General features: G+C 70.2%; 17 protein-coding genes and 4 tRNA genes. 6 read left to right on the forward strand and 15 right to left on the reverse strand.

Annotation, left to right across the window (positions count from 1 at the left end):
• Nucleotides 1-55: 55 nt before the first annotated feature.
• On the forward strand, nt 56-973 hold the full coding sequence (locus BM424_RS00845) for a cyclase family protein (RefSeq protein WP_093412946.1): 918 nt from the start codon (nt 56-58) through the stop codon (nt 971-973).
• Between the two features lie 54 nt (nt 974-1027).
• On the opposite strand, the gene BM424_RS00850 is transcribed toward BM424_RS00845, so the two are convergent.
• On the reverse strand, nt 1028-1642 hold the full coding sequence (locus BM424_RS00850) for a hypothetical protein (RefSeq protein WP_139273979.1): 615 nt from the start codon (nt 1640-1642) through the stop codon (nt 1028-1030).
• A gap of 135 nt (nt 1643-1777) precedes the next feature.
• Nucleotides 1778-2935 carry an epoxide hydrolase family protein gene (locus BM424_RS00855; protein WP_093412949.1) on the reverse strand — a complete coding sequence of 386 codons (1158 nt, stop codon included), beginning with the start codon at nt 2933-2935 and terminating at the stop codon, nt 1778-1780.
• Between the two features lie 82 nt (nt 2936-3017).
• Between BM424_RS00855 and BM424_RS00860 the strand changes: the two genes are divergently transcribed.
• The gene (locus tag BM424_RS00860; RefSeq protein WP_093412951.1) at nt 3018-3584 is read left to right on the forward strand and encodes a CGNR zinc finger domain-containing protein; all 567 of its coding nucleotides are present in this window, start codon (nt 3018-3020) and stop codon (nt 3582-3584) included.
• A gap of 123 nt (nt 3585-3707) precedes the next feature.
• Here the strand turns inward: BM424_RS00860 and BM424_RS29685 are convergent, their stop codons facing one another.
• The 5 genes from BM424_RS29685 to BM424_RS00880 form a co-directional block, all read right to left on the reverse strand.
• Nucleotides 3708-3842 (reverse strand): hypothetical protein, encoded by a 135-nt coding sequence (locus BM424_RS29685; RefSeq protein WP_281248666.1) that lies wholly within the window; start codon nt 3840-3842, stop codon nt 3708-3710.
• Nucleotides 3843-4028: 186 nt separating this feature from the next.
• Nucleotides 4029-4103 (reverse strand) — tRNA-Val (locus BM424_RS00865).
• A 1-nt stretch (nt 4104) separates the two neighbouring features.
• A tRNA-Cys gene (locus BM424_RS00870) sits at nt 4105-4176 on the reverse strand.
• A gap of 46 nt (nt 4177-4222) precedes the next feature.
• Nucleotides 4223-4295: transfer RNA gene (locus tag BM424_RS00875), tRNA-Gly, on the reverse strand.
• Between the two features lie 139 nt (nt 4296-4434).
• A complete protein-coding gene (locus BM424_RS00880; protein ID WP_093412952.1) occupies nt 4435-4860 on the reverse strand; it encodes an SsgA family sporulation/cell division regulator in 426 nt (141 codons plus the stop codon).
• 955 nt (nt 4861-5815) lie between these two features.
• Between BM424_RS00880 and BM424_RS00885 the strand changes: the two genes are divergently transcribed.
• Together BM424_RS00885 and BM424_RS00890 are read left to right on the forward strand one after the other, a co-directional pair.
• Complete coding sequence (locus BM424_RS00885; RefSeq protein WP_281248677.1) at nt 5816-6205, forward strand: TIGR02611 family protein; 390 nt, start codon at nt 5816-5818, stop codon at nt 6203-6205.
• Nucleotides 6206-6261: 56 nt separating this feature from the next.
• Nucleotides 6262-6333, forward strand: a tRNA-Val gene (locus tag BM424_RS00890).
• Between the two features lie 97 nt (nt 6334-6430).
• Here BM424_RS00890 and BM424_RS00895 read toward each other — a convergent pair.
• Nucleotides 6431-6826: a VOC family protein gene (locus BM424_RS00895; protein WP_175547885.1), complete on the reverse strand. Its 396-nt coding sequence runs from the start codon at nt 6824-6826 to the stop codon at nt 6431-6433.
• 81 nt (nt 6827-6907) lie between these two features.
• Here BM424_RS00895 and BM424_RS00900 point away from each other — a divergent pair, with 81 nt between their 5' ends.
• The gene (locus tag BM424_RS00900; protein ID WP_093412957.1) at nt 6908-7279 is read left to right on the forward strand and encodes an iron chaperone; all 372 of its coding nucleotides are present in this window, start codon (nt 6908-6910) and stop codon (nt 7277-7279) included.
• A 34-nt stretch (nt 7280-7313) separates the two neighbouring features.
• On the opposite strand, the gene pip is transcribed toward BM424_RS00900, so the two are convergent.
• The 4 genes from pip to BM424_RS00920 form a co-directional block, all read right to left on the reverse strand.
• Entirely contained in the window at nt 7314-8264 is a 951-nt protein-coding gene (gene pip / locus BM424_RS00905; RefSeq protein WP_093412958.1) for a prolyl aminopeptidase, read from the reverse strand.
• A gap of 180 nt (nt 8265-8444) precedes the next feature.
• The gene (locus BM424_RS00910; RefSeq protein WP_093412960.1) at nt 8445-8813 is read right to left on the reverse strand and encodes a DUF742 domain-containing protein; all 369 of its coding nucleotides are present in this window, start codon (nt 8811-8813) and stop codon (nt 8445-8447) included.
• A 15-nt stretch (nt 8814-8828) separates the two neighbouring features.
• Entirely contained in the window at nt 8829-9254 is a 426-nt protein-coding gene (locus tag BM424_RS00915; RefSeq protein ID WP_093412961.1) for a roadblock/LC7 domain-containing protein, read from the reverse strand.
• A 27-nt stretch (nt 9255-9281) separates the two neighbouring features.
• The gene (locus BM424_RS00920; protein ID WP_245775526.1) at nt 9282-11552 is read right to left on the reverse strand and encodes a sensor histidine kinase; all 2271 of its coding nucleotides are present in this window, start codon (nt 11550-11552) and stop codon (nt 9282-9284) included.
• Between the two features lie 333 nt (nt 11553-11885).
• Between BM424_RS00920 and lhgO the strand changes: the two genes are divergently transcribed.
• A complete protein-coding gene (gene lhgO, locus BM424_RS00925; RefSeq protein WP_093414510.1) occupies nt 11886-13079 on the forward strand; it encodes an L-2-hydroxyglutarate oxidase in 1194 nt (397 codons plus the stop codon).
• Nucleotides 13080-13084: 5 nt separating this feature from the next.
• Here lhgO and BM424_RS00930 read toward each other — a convergent pair whose 3' ends face one another.
• Genes BM424_RS00930 through BM424_RS00940 form a run of 3 tightly spaced genes read right to left on the reverse strand, consistent with a single transcriptional unit; the run spans nt 13085 to nt 15169 of the window.
• Entirely contained in the window at nt 13085-13771 is a 687-nt protein-coding gene (locus tag BM424_RS00930) for an ESX secretion-associated protein EspG (RefSeq protein WP_093412963.1), read from the reverse strand.
• Entirely contained in the window at nt 13772-14158 is a 387-nt protein-coding gene (locus BM424_RS00935) for a phage holin family protein (RefSeq protein ID WP_093412964.1), read from the reverse strand.
• Between the two features lie 54 nt (nt 14159-14212).
• The gene (locus BM424_RS00940) at nt 14213-15169 is read right to left on the reverse strand and encodes a Ppx/GppA phosphatase family protein (RefSeq protein ID WP_093412966.1); all 957 of its coding nucleotides are present in this window, start codon (nt 15167-15169) and stop codon (nt 14213-14215) included.
• Nucleotides 15170-15312 lie beyond the last annotated feature (143 nt).

The following is a 15312-nucleotide window of genomic DNA, read 5'->3' on the forward strand; positions in this document are numbered from 1 at the left end:
CCCGCCCTCGAAACACCGCCGCAGCGCGCCCTTCTCACCAGAGGGAGAGAACCTCATGAGCGTCAACGCCGACCGCCAGAGCGCACCGACCGACCCGGAACGCGGACCTGCGGCCTTCGCGCGCCCGGAGGACGTCCTGTCCGCGCTGGCGCTGCCGACCCGCGGCGACACCTACTCGCTGTCGGTGCCCCGGTTCACCGGGATGCCGCTGTTCGGGTCGCACCCGCCTTTCCAGGTGAGCATGTCGCGCACGCCGTCCGGGCTGCGCGCCGAAGGCCGCCAACCTTGGGGCCCGCGCAACGACGTGAACCTCGGCTACATGGCCGAACTCGTCAGCGCGACCTCGCACTGCGGCGCGCACGTGGACGCCCTGGCGCACATGACGATCGGCGAGGACGACCACTGGTACGGGGGCGGCAACGCCGCCGAGCACCTCGGCGACGGCGGCCCGCGCCACGGCGACGCCTCCAAGCTGCCACCGTTCATCACGCGCGGCGTCATGCTCGACGTCCCCGCCTACCGCGGCGTCGACGCGCTGCCCAAGTCCGATCCGGTCACCGGCGACGAGCTCCGGGCGATCGCGCGGCACCAGAACACCGAGATCCGGCCGGGCGACGTCGTGCTGATCCGCACCGGGTACCTCGGGAAGTGGCCCGATCCCGAAGGCATGGCCCGGCACGCGACGGCCGGCCCGGACATCAGCGCCGCCCGGTGGCTGCTCGACAGCGGTGTCGTCGCCGCGGGCAGCGACACCGAGACCTTCGAGGTCCAGCCGGCCCCCGATCTCGGGGAACCGGCCAACCCGCAGCCGGTGCACACCCTGCTGCTCATCGAGAACGCCATCTACCTCTTCGAGTCGATCTACCTCGAAGAGCTCGCACGCGCCGGCGCGCACGAGTTCCTGTTCGTGGCGCTGCCCATCAAGATCGAGGGCGCCACGGGGTCGATGCTCGACCCCGTGGCGATCGTGTGACCGTCGACGTCCGGCCCGCGACCGGGTCAGCGGGCCGGACGGAGGCGTGCGCGATCAGGGCGCGCAGGTGGTCGGATCGAGGTTGAGCTGCGGATCGTCCGCGGGCAGGTCCGAGAACGGCGCCCGGGTCCACTCGCTGATCGAGTTGCCGCTCTGGACCAGCCAGGACGTGGTCCCGTCGTAGGTCTCGGTCTCGAAGTCGTACTGCGCGCTGACGATGCGAAGCATCGGCCCCTTGCCCGGGTCCTCGCACTGGTAGCCGGAGCGGGCGCTGATCCCGCCGCCCTCGTAGAAGGTGAACGGCGCTCCCCCGCCGTCGACGGCCACCACGCCGATCGCCGGTTCGTACTTGAACAGCTGGAAGTGCTGCGTGTTCGCCCCCGTCACGGTGGTCACGGCGACCTCGGCCGCGCCGTCGCGGTTCACGTCGGTCACCCGCGGCGGCTGCGGCGCCTGCAACTGCGCGGGCGCGGTCGTCTCCACCGGCCCCTGCGGCAGGTCGAAGGTGATCGACTGCGTCGACTCGTCGAGCAGGCGCACCGTCACCACGTTCGCGGTCCCGTCACCGTCCACATCGGCGTACACCGTCTGCGAGTCCCCCTGCGCCGAGGCCACCGGCCCCGCCACCAGAGCACCCGCCCCGGCCAGCGCCACGACCCCCAGCAACACCTTTCCCTCGCGAATCATCAGTCCCCCAGATCGTTTCGAACCGTCTTGCCCGGCCCGCCTCCACGCGAACCTGCCCGAAAGACGTCCACACCCCACCCCAAGTTGCCCTCCCACCCGAAAGTGGGAGCACCCGAGTCACCGCGCCGCCAGCACAGCGGAGAGGCCGTCACGAAGGTCGTCGACGAATAACCCCGGCACCTCCAGCGACGGAAAGTGCCCTCCGGCTCGCGGCTCGTTCCACCGCACGACCCGGCGATACCGCTGTTCCGCCCAGGGCCGCGGGCACTTCTCGGTGTCGCGCGGGTAGATGGTGATCGCCGCCGGGACGTCGACCCGGAGGTCGGGGTCGAGCGAGTTGTGGCTCTCGTAGTAGATCCGCGCCGCCGAAGCGCCCGACCGCGTCAGCCAGTAGAGCGTGACGTCGTCCAGAACCCGGTCCCTGGAGATCGTCTCGAACGGGCTGTCCTCAGTGTCGGACCACTCGGCGAACTTGTCGAGAAGCCAGGCCAGCAACCCGATCGGCGAGTCGACGAGCGAGTAGCCGATCGTCTGCGGCCGCGTGGCCTGCTGCTTGGCGTAGGCCGCGCGGTGGTGCCAGAAGTCGTGGGTCTCCTCCGCCCAGCCGCGCTCGATCGCAGTCAGTCCGTCCATCGTGGAATCGGGTGTTCCCGCCGCGAAGGTCGAGTGAATGCCGATCACGCGCTCGGGGAACCTGCCGCCGAGCACGGTCGTGATGTTGCCGCCCCAGTCGCCGCCGTGCGCCAGGAACCTGGCGTAGCCGAGCCTGCCCATCAGCTCCACCCAGGCGGCCGCGATCTTCTCGACTCCCCACCCGGTGGTGGTCGGTTTGTCGCTGTAGCCGAAGCCCGGCAGCGACGGGGCCACCACGTGGAACGCCGGTGCGCCCGGGTCGCCCGGATCCGCCAGCTCGTCGATCACGTCGACGAACTCCGCGACGCTGCCCGGCCACCCGTGGGTCACCAGCAGCGGCACTGCGTCGGCGCGCGGGGACCGGCGGTGCAGGAAGTGGATCCCCAGACCGTCGACGGTCGTGCGGAACTGGCCGATCCGATCGAGGCGCCGCTCGAACGACCGCCAGTCGTACCCGGTGCGCCAGTGGTCGATGACGTCGAGGAGGTCGGCGAGCGGAACGCCCTGCCGCCATCGGTCATCGCCGCTGACGGTTTCGGCCTCCGGTAACCGCGCGGCGGCAAGCCGCGAGCGCAGATCGTCGAGGTCCGCCTCGCTCGCGCGGGCCTCGAACACCTGGACATCGCTGGACTGACGGGACACGGCAGCCTCCTGACCATCGAAGAACCAGCTAAGACGGTTCTAGCATCACCAGGGGCGACTGGCAACCGGCTAAGCTGGTTCCATGTCCGCTGAGCGCCCCGACTTCCGCCCAGGCACCGAGCTGGCGACCGGCTTCACGGCGACCCTGACCGAGCGGGCCGGCGACCCGGTGGAGCGCATCCCGACCCCGCAGCGACTCCTCGACTGGCTGGCGCTGCACGGCCTCGCCGCGGACTCCTGCACCTCCGCGCAGCTCAACCGCGCCCGGGAGCTGCGGGAAGCGATCCACGCCGCCGCGACAGCAGCAGCGACCGGAGACCCCCTTCCCACTCCCGCCCTCCAGATGATCAACGACGCCAGCGTTCAAGGCCGGTCCGCGGCCGTCCTGACACCCGAGGGCGAAAGGCGTTGGCAGCTGGGGGCATCGTCCGTCGAGGACGCCCTCAGCGTGATCGCCGCCGACGCGGTCGACATCATCGCGGGCGAGCGGGCCGGGAGGCTCGCCCTGTGCGCCTCGCCGACCTGCCGGGCCGCCTTCTTCGACACCAGCCAGAGCCGCACCCGCAAGTGGTGCGACATGAACACGTGCGGAAACCGCCAGAAGAAGGCACGTTTCCACGCCAACCACCGCGCGAGCCGAACGAAGTGACCCGGCGACGCAGCGGCCGGCCGGGCAGTTTTAGCCCAAACTGTCCGGACATTTCGGGCATCGACCATGGACAGTTATGACTAAAACTGCCCCTTGACAGCCCCTCGCCCCAGCCGAACCGGCTCAACTTCCGGTGTAGATCCGCTCCAGGTCGACCAGCGTCGCGTCGCTGCTGGCGCGGAGGTCGCTGGTGAACCCCGCGGCCGAGAAGCACAGCAACCGCGCGCTCTCGACCGCGTGCCCGTGCGCGGCGAGCAAGGCCGCATAGCCGCTCTCTCCCCCGGGTGCATCGGATCGGTTTCCCGGCACTACGGATAGGAGGACAATTCCTCCGGAGACCGGGAAGTCGTGCAGTGCGGAACCGAGTGCGGATATCGCGGAGCATGGCACCCGAACGACGAAAACCCTGTCGGCAAGAACGCCGACAGGGCTTTCGTCAAAGAATGGTGCGCGATACTGGGATTGAACCAGTGACCTCTACCGTGTCAAGGTAGCGCTCTCCCACTGAGCTAATCGCGCGAGGCGGAGGCGGGAATCGAACCCGCGTACAGGGCTTTGCAGGCCCTTGCCTAAGCCACTCGGCCACTCCGCCGGACTCCGCATCCACACCAAAGCCGGCTGGAACGCCAGAGAACCAGAGCGGATGACGGGACTCGAACCCGCGACCCTCACCTTGGCAAGGTGATGCGCTACCAGCTGCGCTACATCCGCCTGCTGCGACTTCACGGCCCGGTGTCCCCGGGCCCGTCCGCCGCGTTGCACAGTGAACTTTAGACCACGCCCAAGATCGGGATCAAAGGGGGGTCCCCACTCCGCCCGGCCGCGGCCCGGCAGAGCGGATCAGACCTGATCAGCCCATGTCGAAGGGCAGCAGGCGGGTGAGCGCGTCGTCGACGTCGACCCACAGGTTCTCGTTGCCCGGGACCACCACGTCGTAGGTGCGGTCCAGGAAGTCGGCGAGCTCCTGCGCCGAAGCCTCGAACACGGCGTGGCCGGACGGCGAGCTCAGCTCGATGGCGACGACCTCCGGGTCGTCGACCGCCGGGCGGATCGTCACGTCGCCCTCGCCGGCGTGCGCGATCAGGCCGTCGGCCAGCAGATCGCGGGCGAAGACCCATTCGACCCATCCGGCGCGGCCGGTGCGGAACGCGGCCACCACGGCGTAGGGATCCTGGGTGTCGTAGCGCAGCTCGACCTGGACCGGCACTGCGGGCGCTTGCGGAGCCAGCAGATCGAACACGGCCGTAGAACGGAGTGTCACGTGATCATTACGCATTGTCCTCCCCTTCCTGCTCCCTCCCGGTCCGTATATCGACCGAGCAACACAGTTGTGACGCCTCATCGGGCAGATTTAGTCGCGACTCCCGCATAGATCACCCGGACGGGCCATGCCCGAATTCGCTGGGCGACCAAGCGAGCGCACTCCGTGTTCAATCGCTCCGGGGTCGGGGTGGTCGCCGGATCCGGCCGATCCTCTTCCGATCGGTCGGGCCGTCGTCCACGCCGGAGGTCTCGAACCGTCGCGAACTCTTCCCGATCAGAGCGGCCGGCCCCGAGGACCCGCCTCGCCCAGCAACGACGCTTCGTCACTTTCCGTGACTAGGTCGACTGTGTCCGAGCCCGGTCTGCAGATCGGTCGCTCACGCCCGGTGAAGCCCGCCTCCGCGTACCGGCTGACCACCGGGTTCACGCTTCGTCGAGTTCGCCTGACGTGCCTCAAGAATAAGGGACAGGAGCCCTTCGCATTTTCCCGAAAAAGGCTCGGATGAGACGTCCACCACGAGATGTCACCGTTTCGGGCTAATGGTCTTCACCGCGCTGGTTACAGCGCACGCACGGCGCCGAACGCGCGGTCGAGAGTCGGCTCACAGTGTGACCAGGATCGAAAGCCCGCCGCAGAGTCCAAGGTCCCGACTCCCGGCGAACCGGACAATGATCCCAGTCACAATTCAGTCACGCCGTCAGGCGTCCAGCACCCGTCTGTCCGCTTGACAGCAAGACCCTGTTTACCGGGTGCGGGCACACTGGCGCGCTACCGACACACCGGCGCATGTGACCCAGTGCACCGCCGGGTTCCACCACCGACCGTATCCTGAGCGTGCATCCCGACGAACGCCCCGAGGTGGACAGCCCTGAACGATCAAGCCGAGCCGGAAGCCCGACCCGCCGGTGCGGACCCGGGCAACCACGAGCGACCGAAGCACCCGCGCCTGCACGCGCTGCGCGAGCGCCTGCGGGGCTACCGGGAGCACGTCCGCCGCCGCCCGAGCCTGAACCTCACGTACCGGATCGTCCTGGGCGTGTTCGGCACCGTGGTGCTCATCGCCGGGATCCTGATGATCCCGTACCCGGGCCCCGGCTGGCTGGTGGTCTTCGCGGGCCTGGGCATCCTCGCCACGGAGTTCCACTGGGCCCACCGGGTCAACATGTTCGCCAAGCGCCACTACCAGCGCTGGGTTCGCTGGCTGGGCCGCCAGCACCTTGCCACCAAGCTCACGATCATGGCCGCGACCGGCCTGGTCGTGGTGGTGACGCTGTGGTTGCTGGGAATGTTCGGCACCGTCGGCGGCTGGCTCGGCCTGCGCTGGACGTGGTTGGCCTCCCCCCTGTTCGGACCCTAGAAACGATCGTGTATTGTTCTTCTCGTCGCCGGGAACGGCGGCGAACAACAGAACAAGGGCGATTAGCTCAGGGGGAGAGCGCTTCGTTCACACCGAAGAGGTCACTGGTTCGATCCCAGTATCGCCCACCGCAGAGGATTCCCCGTCGATGAATTCATCGACGGGGAATCCTCTTTTTCGTGCCTTTGCCGAGGGCGCACGAGATCGTTGCACGAATCGGGCTGATCAGGGGTTGGGTGGTTTTTCGTCGTTGGGGAGGTCTTCGACGGAGCGGGAGAGGAGGCAGAACTCGTTGCCCTCGGGGTCGGCGAGGACGACCCAGGTGACGTCGGGCGGCTGGCCGACGTCGACGCGGCGGGCGCCGAGGGCTTCGAGGCGTTCGAGTTCTTCCGCCGTGGTGCGGTCGTCGGCGCGCAGGTCGAAGTGGAGGCGGTTCTTGACGGTCTTGGACTCCGGGACCCGGTAGACGTCGATGCGCGGCCAGGAACCGTCGGCGGGGCCGATGGCGATGCCGTCCTCGTCGCGTTCGACGACGCTCCAGCCCAGCACGTCGCACCAGAAGGAGGCGACCTTCTCGGTGTCGTGCGCGTCGATGACGACCACGGCCAGTCGACTGGACATGGGCAGAGTATGACCAGGCCGGGCGGCGTGCGCACCTGAATTCCTCCGCGAACCGGGCTCGCCCGTGCCAGACTCGTCCGCATGGCCGGAGCGACCACGATCGACGAGTACCTGGACGGGTTCACCGGGGAGAAGCGGGAACTGCTCGCCGAGTTGCGGCGGATCGCCCGGGAGACCGTCCCGGAGGCGAGCGAAACGATCAAGTGGGGGAATCCCGCCTGGGTGCACCCGTCGGGAACGATCCTGTTCGCCTTCAGCGGTCACGCCGAGCACACCAACGTCGCGTTCACCCCGAGCACGAAGGAAGCCTTCGCGGCCGAACTCGCCGAGTTCGACACCGGCAAGGGCACGGTGAAACTCCCCTACGGCCGCCCGGTTCCCGAAGACCTCCTCCGCCGGATGATCACCTACCGCCTCCGCGAGCACGAAGACCACGGCGTCCTCTGGAAATGAGCGCTTCAGCGCGGATCTCCCCGGGCCCGGAAGGTCAGCGGGCGTAGTGGTCGGTGGCTTGGATGAGGGCGTTGAGGATTCCGGGTTCGTCGTAGGCGTGGCCTGCGTCGGGGATGAGGTGGAGGTCGGCCTGGGGCCAGGCTTCGGCTAGGTCGAAGGCCGTGACGGGTGGGGTGATGACGTCGTAGCGGCCATGGGCGATGGTGCCGGGGATGCCGTGCAGGCGGTGGGCGTTGGCGATGAGCTGTCCCTCGTCGAGCCAGGCGCCGTGGACGAAGTAGTGGGTCTCGATGCGGGCGAACGCCGCGGCGAAGGCGGGATCGCCGAAGTCCTCGACCAGTTCCGGGCGGGGCAGCAGGCCGATCAGGCTCGCCTCCCAGCGGCTCCAGGCGACGGCGGCGCGGATCTGCTCGTCGGGGTCGTGCAGCATCCGGTGGTACGAGCGCAGGACGTCGTCGCGCTCGGAATCCGGTACCAGGGCGAGGAGTTCGGCCCAGCGGTCCGGGAACAGGTTCGCCGCTCCCCCTCCGTACATCCAGTCGAGCTCGGCCTGCCGGCAGGTGAACACGCCGCGCAGCACGAGTTCGCTGACCCGCTCCGGGTGCGTCTCGGCGTAGGCCAGGGCCAGGGTGCTGCCCCAGGAACCGCCCAGGACCAGCCAGGATTCGACGCCGAGGTGCTCGCGGAGGCGCTCCACGTCGGCGACCAGGTGCCAGGTGGTGTTCGTGCTGAGATCGGCGCCGAGACGACCCGCGTCCGGTGTGCTGCGGCCGCATCCGCGCTGGTCGAACAGCACGATCCGGTAGACCTCGGGGTCGAAGAGGCCGCGGTGCGCGGGGGCGCAGCCGGCGCCGGGACCGCCGTGCAGGAACACCGCGGGTTTTCCGTCCGGGTTGCCGCTCTCCTCCCAGAAGACGAGGTGGCCGTCACCGACGTCGAGGTGACCGGACGCGTGGGGTTCCCGCTGCGGGTGGAGATCGCGCATCACGTCATCGTGACGGACGGATTCCCTGCGCGGGAGGGCTTTTCGGGGGTGAACGCAGTTTTCATGAAAACCTCCCCACCCCCGGTCACGTGAGTGGGGGTGATGACAGTTTTCATGAAAACTGTCCCACCCTTGGTCACGTGGGTGTGAGTGGGGACAGTTTTCATGAAAACTGTCCCGTCACAGGCGTCGGACGCCTTCCAGGACCGCTTCCAGGAGTTGGCGGTTGGGGCGTTGGGCCTGGCGGGAGGCCTTGTCCGTGACGAGGTCGCCGCGGTCGATGAGGTCCGACACCAGCACCTTGGCCACCACGATGGGCGTGTCCAGGTGCGCGGCGACCTCGGCGATGGACATCGGGCGCACGCACAACCGCAGGATCTCCTCGTGCTCCACGGAGATCCCGCTGCGGTCGGCGCCGCTCCACGACGTCAGCAGCTGCGTGGCGACGTCGAGTTCGGGCCGCGCCGGGCGGGTGCGACCGTGCACCATCGCGTACGGTCGCACCAGCGGCCCGGACTCCTCGTCCAGCCAGAGCTGGTCATCAGACATGGCTTGGCTCTGCCTCTACTGCTGGCGCAGCTGCGCCACGGCATCCACCCTCGGGGCCGAGCTCAGGTACTCGCCGACACGGATCACCATCAGGTTCATCTCGTAGGCGATCATGCCCACGTCGGCGTTCTCGTCGCCGAGCAGCGCCATGCAGGCGCCCGCTCCGGCCGCGGTGACGAACAGGAACGCCGTGTCCAGTTCCACCACGGTCTGGCGGACACCGCCGCCGCCGAAGTGCCTGCCGGTCTCCTTGGCCAGGCTCTGCAGCGCCGAGGCCATCGCCGCCAGGTGGTCGGCGTCGCCGGGGGTGAGTCCCGCGGACCTGGCCAGCAGCAGCCCGTCACCGGAGAGCACCACGCCGTCGCGCGCTCCCACGACCCGGTTGACCAGGTCGTCCAACAACCAGTTCAGGTCATCGTCGGAACCGATCTGTTCGCTCATTGCTGCGCTGCTCCTCGAATCGTCGGGTCAAGCTCGGTCGCGGCCGCCGGCCCGGCGCGCATCCAGGGTTCCGCGTTGGAACGCCGACATGGTGCCACGAGTCCGCTCCGGCTGGAGCGCCGCAGTGTCGCCTGCGACGCCGCCGTCGGGATCGTTGCGCAACTGCGGTGCCAGGTTCTGCTGGCGGTCGCGGCGCGGCAGCTCGGGCCGCTGCTCGTCGGGATCGTCCGACGGGAACCGGGGTTCGAACTCGGCCACGGGCTCCTCGACCGCGGCGACCGGGGCCGTGCGGGCCTCGCGGACCACGGACTGCCCGGTGGCGCGTTCGCGGGCCTTCTCGGCCAGCTGCGACATGCTCTGCTTGTCGCCCTGGGCCGCTTCCTCCGCGACGATGTGCGGCGGGAGCAGCACGAACGCGACGGTGCCCTGCTCCTCGGCGTCGCGGAGGTCGACCTCGATGCCGCGGCGCGCGGCCAGGCGGGCCACCACGAACAGCCCGAGGCGGGAGTCGCCGCGGCGGGTGATGTCCTCGAACCGCGGGGTGGTGGCCATGAGCACGTTGGCCTCGTCGCGGTCGGCGGGGCGCATGCCCAGGCCCTGGTCCGCGATCTGGATCAGCACGCCGCGCGGCGTGTCGCTGGCGTAGACCTGGACCTGCGAGCGGGGCGGCGAGTACGAGGTGGCGTTGTCCATCAGCTCGGCCAGCAGGTGGATCACGTCCCCCACCGCCGCGCCGACCAGCGAGAGCTCCGGAGCGGGGTGCACCCGGATCCGGTAGTAGTGCTCGGTCTCGGCGACCGCGGAGCGGATCACGTCGATCAGCCGGACCGGCTTGCGCCACTGCCTGCCCGGCTTCTCGCCGGCCAGGATGATCAGGTTCTCGGCGTTGCGCCGGGACCGGGTGGCGAGGTGGTCGAGCTCGAACAGGCCCTCCAGCCGCTCCGGGTGCTCCTCGCCGCGCTCCATCTTGTCCAGGGTCTTGAGCTGGCGGTGCACCAGGCCCTGGTTGCGGTGGGCGATGCCGAGGAAGACCTTGTTGGCGCCCTCCTTGGCCTGGTTCTCCTTGACCGCGGCGACGACGGCGGTGTGGTGGGCGGTGTTGAACGCGTCGGCGACCTGGCCGATCTCGTCGGTGCCGTAGTCCAGCGGGGTCAGCTCGGCCTCGATGTCGAGCTCTTCGCCGTGCTCCAGGCGTTCCATGACGTGGGGCAGGCGCTCGGTGGCCAGCAGCAGCGTGTCGTCGCGCAGCCGCTCCAGGCGGCTGATGAGCACGCGGTTGATCAGCACGCGGGCGTTGCGGGCGGCCAGCAGGATGCCCAGCAGCATCGCCAGCAGCGCGATGATGCTGCCCACGATCACGCCGACGAGGCTGCCGGTCGCGGCGCTCACGCCGGATTGGGTGCTGGTGCGGATCTGCTCGATGCCGATCGTCGCGAGCTGGTCGGTGACCTGGGCGGAGGACTGGCGCCAGGTGGCCTGGTCGATGCCGAACCGGCCGGGCCGCTCCGGCGGGTGGGCGATGAGCTCGTCCTGCAGGTCGGTGACCTGCGACCAGATCGGGGCGTTCTCCAGCTTCCTGCCGAGCTCGGCGGCGCGCGGTTCGGCGACGGGCAGCTCGGAGTCCAGGGCGTTGCGGGCGGCGCCGACGAGCTGGGCGAACTCCAGGTGCTCGTCGTGGGTGAACTCGCCTGCGGCCAGCGCGCCGGTGCCCAGCGAGGTCGCGCGCGACATCTGGTCGGCGGCGCGCAGCAGCTCGGTGCCCGCGTGACCGGCCTGGCCGCCGTCGTCGAGCCCGTGCGAGTAGATCTCGAAGAGCTCGAAGCCGGTGTCGAGGATCTGGTCGTAGAAGTCCAGCACCTCGGTGCGCGAGACCTGGCCGGAGTCGATGCGCTGGCGCATCTTGGGCAGCTGGGCGACCTGGTTCTCGAGGGACTGGAGCTTGGCCGCGATCTCGGGGCCGCCGGCGTCGGCCAGCATCCGCAGGCCGGCCCGCGCGTCCTCGATGCCGCGGTCGGTCTGGGCGCGCTTGGCCGTCATCGTCGCCGCGTCGGGGCCCGCCCCGGTCAGCTCGTCGATGGACAGCCGGCGTTCCTGCTGCGTGGCGATGAAGGACGCGGCGGAGGGCACCGCCGCGTCGCGGGCTCCGGTGGCGACCATCCGGTCGTAGACGCCCTCGTAGACGGGCACCGAGGAGAACGCCAACCAGATGCCCAGCAGGATGATGCTCGGGGCCAGCCCGACGCGCGTCAGGCGGGCCCGGATCGTCTTGTGCTCACTACCCGAACTGCTCCGCGTCACAGCGCCTCGTAACCGTCGAACCGGTCGCCTCTTCCGCGCGTGGGCCGGAATCGCGACTCAACTCAGCAGGGCTCCGCGACCGGGATGCGGCGCGGAATCTCGGCATCAGCATGCGGCACGCGAGTCCGAAACTCACTGCTCGTAACCAAGCCGATACCACTGTCAGCAGCGAACTTCGCTCGCCCGACAGGATGAAAGAACCCTAGCACAGGGTGATCTTGGGGGATTATGAACGTTTTCTCACCAGCAAGCATCGCAACGGAATTCCCGGAGCTTTCGGACATTTCCGGTCCGTTGTGGAAACGACGCATCCGGACGCGCAGGATGGCCTTCATGACCAACGACGTGACGATCATCGGCGGCGGCATCGTGGGACTGGCCACGGCCCACGCGCTCGTCGAGCAGCAGCCCGGACTCCGAATCGCGGTGCTGGACAAGGAACGTCACTGGGGAGCGCACCAGACGGGGCACAACTCCGGAGTCATCCACAGTGGACTCTACTACCCTCCGGGCAGCGCCAAGGCCCGGTTCGCGCGCGCCGGCGGCGAAGCCATGTACCGCTTCTGCACCGATCACGGAATCCCGGTGCGGCGGACCGGGAAAGTGGTGGTCGCCACGTCGATGGAGCAGCTGCCCCGGCTCGCCGAGCTCGAACGCCGCGGCCGGGCCAACGGCGTCGAGGTCGGCGAGCTCGACCTCATCGGGCTGCGCGAGCGCGAACCCAACGTGCGCGGGGTGCGGGCGCTGCACGTGCCCGACGCGGGCATCACCGACTTCACCGCCGTCAGCGAGAAGCTGGCCGAGCTGCTGGCCGAGCGCGGCGTGGAGCTGCGCCCGGCGACCGAGCTGCACGGCGTCCGCCGCGACGGCGGCGAGCTGGTGCTGCTGACCAGCCGCGGCGAGATCCGCAGCAGGAAGGCGGTCAACTGCGCCGGCCTGCACAGCGACGCCGTCGCCGAGCTCGCCGGGACCACGCCGCCCGCGCGCATCCTGCCCTTCCGCGGCGAGTACTACGAGACCACGTCCTTCAGCCGCGACCTGGTCAACGCGCTGGTCTACCCGGTGCCGGACCCGGCGTTCCCGTTCCTGGGCGTGCACCTGACCCGCATGGTCGACGGCAGCCTGCACGTCGGCCCCAACGCCGTGCCCGCGCTCGCGCGCGAGGGCTACCGGTGGGGCGCGATCTCGCCCGAGCACCTCAAGCGCCTGGTCACCGACCCGGGACTGCGGGTGCTGGCCAAGAAGTACTGGCGCACCGGGGCCACCGAGATCGCCCGCTCCGCGCTCAAACCGCTGTTCCTGCGCGCCGCCCGCGCGCTGCTGCCCGACCTGCGCGGCCACGACCTGCTGCGCTCCGAAGCCGGGGTCCGCGCCCAGGCCGTCACCCCGGAGGGAAAGCTGGTCGACGACTTCCTGGTCGTCGAGGACGCGCACTGGGTCCACGTCCTCAACGCCCCCTCCCCGGCGGCGACGGCCTCCCTGCTCATCGGCAAGGACATCGCGGCCAGGCTCGACGCCAAGGGCTGAGAACGTCAGCCGGTGAGGTCCTCCAGGTACTCCTGGAGCGTCTTGCCCAGCAGGTAGGCGTCGGCCGGGGCGATCATGGTGAAGGTGTCGTCCGGGGATTCCGGGATGACCGCCGAGCGGCCCGTGGGCGAGTGCCGGACCTCGATCTCGTGCCGCCAGCGGCGGAACCCGCCGGAGCCGTCGCGGTAGGCGACGGCGAGCCGCGCCTCGGTGTCGTCGCCGCGCGCCAGCAGGTCGGCCGCCGCGCGGGCGTCGTCGGCGGGCACCTCGCGCTGCTTGAGCTCGTAGGCCAGCCAGTCCGCGCCCTCGTCGCGGTCGGCGGATTCGGCGCGCGCCTCGGCGAGTTCGCGGGTCGGCAGCGTGACCTCGCAGCCCTCGGACGGTTCCCGCTTCGGCAGGCAGGCGACCAGTGCCGGCCACGGGGCGTCCGGGCGGACGACGTCGGTGGTGACCTCCTCGCCGAGCACCCGGACCCGCACTCCCCCGCCGTCGCCGACGGCGACCACCGCGCGCAGCTCGCTCTCCCCCGGCACCCGCACCTCGGCGAGGCCGAAGACCGAGGCGTTGGCCAGGGCGCGGGCCACGTCCTCGCCGTCCTCCGGCGGCTCGCCGGAAGCGCCCGTCGCGCCGAGGAATTCGGCGATCTCGTCGTCGTCCAGCAGCGCGGCGAAGGACCGCAGCGCGAACCGCACTCAGTCCTCCTGCGGCTGGGCAACGCGGCGGACGATGCCGGCCAGCGCGCTGCTGACGATGGACACGATCAGCGCGCCCCAGAAGGCCGCCCAGAACCCGTCGACGTGGAACGGCAGGTCGAGCCGGTCCGCCAGGTAGCCGGTGAGCCAGAACAGCAGACCGTTGACGACCAGCCCGAACAGCCCGAGCGTGAGCACGTAGAGCAGGCAGCCCAGCGTCTTGGCGATCGGCTTGAGCACCAGGTTGACCAGGCCGAAGATCACCGAGACGGCCAGCAGCGTCAGGATCTTCGCGGTGGTGTCCTCGCCGTAGAGGTCGATGCCGGGCAGCGCTGTGGTGATCCACACCGCCACCATCGTGATCAAGATGTGCAACAGCAGTGCCACGGGCGCCTCCCTAGTCGATCTCCCTCCGACGCTACCGGGGATCGCGGGCGGGAGTCAGTCGAACAGGGTGCCCACCAGGTCGAGCGCGTCGGCCCGGGTGCGGGTGCGGGCCTCCAGGAACCGGTAGACCAGGCCCTGCCGCAGCCCCCACGGGCAGATCTCCAGCTCCGGCAGGTCCAGGGAGTCCAGGAGCACCTCGGCGACGATCGCACCGGCGAGGATGCGCTTGCCGCGGCTGCGGGAGATGCCGGGCAGCTTCGCGCGCTGCTGGTGGTCGAGCTCGGCGAGCCGGGGGATCCAGTCGGCGAGCCGGTCCCGGCGCAGCCGCTGCGGGCGGCGGGCGACCGCGCCCGGCTCGCTCTCGGTGAGCACCGCCAGCTGCCGCAGCACCTTCGACAGCGCCAGCGGGTAGCCGGTCCGGACGCGGCGCAGCGCGGGCGGGATCGTCCCGGCCAGTTCGCGGCGCAGCTCGTCGAGCTGGCGCGGGGTCGGCGGGTCGTCGAGCAGGAACTGCCTGGTCAGCCGGGCTGCGCCGTGCGGCAGCGTCACCACGCGGCGGGGGTCGACGCCGGTTCCGGTGGCGACGTCGACGGTGCCGCCGCCGATGTCGACGGTGGTCATCGGCTCGTCGTCGTGGCCGTGCCAGCGGCGCGCCGCGTGGTAGGCCACGGCCGCCTCGTCGCGCGGGGTGAGCACGCCGATGCGCACCCCGGCGGCCCGGCCGAGGTGCTTGCGCAGTCGCGCGCCGTTGCTCGCATCGCGCACCGCCGAGGTCCCGTAGGCGATCAGCGCCTCGACGGGCTTGTCGGCCGCGGCGCGCACGCAGCGCCGCACCGCGCGCTCGGCCTCGGCGAAGCCCTCCTCGGTCACCCGGCCGTCGGCGAGGGTGTGCTCGGCGAGGTGGGTGCGGGACTTGACGCTCCAGGTCGCGCGCGGCATGCGGGGGCTGGCGAGGTCCACGATGTCCAGCCGGGCCGCGGCGGAGCCGATGTCGAGCATGGCGAGTCTCATGACGGGGTCACAGCCTCTACGGTCGACATGGCTCTCTAGATGAGCACGGCGGACGGCGTTCGACCAAATCGCCCGATTGGATTTGCGAGGCGCATCACACGCCCCAGGCGTGCGGCCGGGCTCCCGGTCCGGCGTACTCGGCG

The organism is Saccharopolyspora flava (assembly GCF_900116135.1).
GTDB classification, from domain to species: Bacteria; Actinomycetota; Actinomycetes; order Mycobacteriales; family Pseudonocardiaceae; genus Saccharopolyspora; species Saccharopolyspora flava.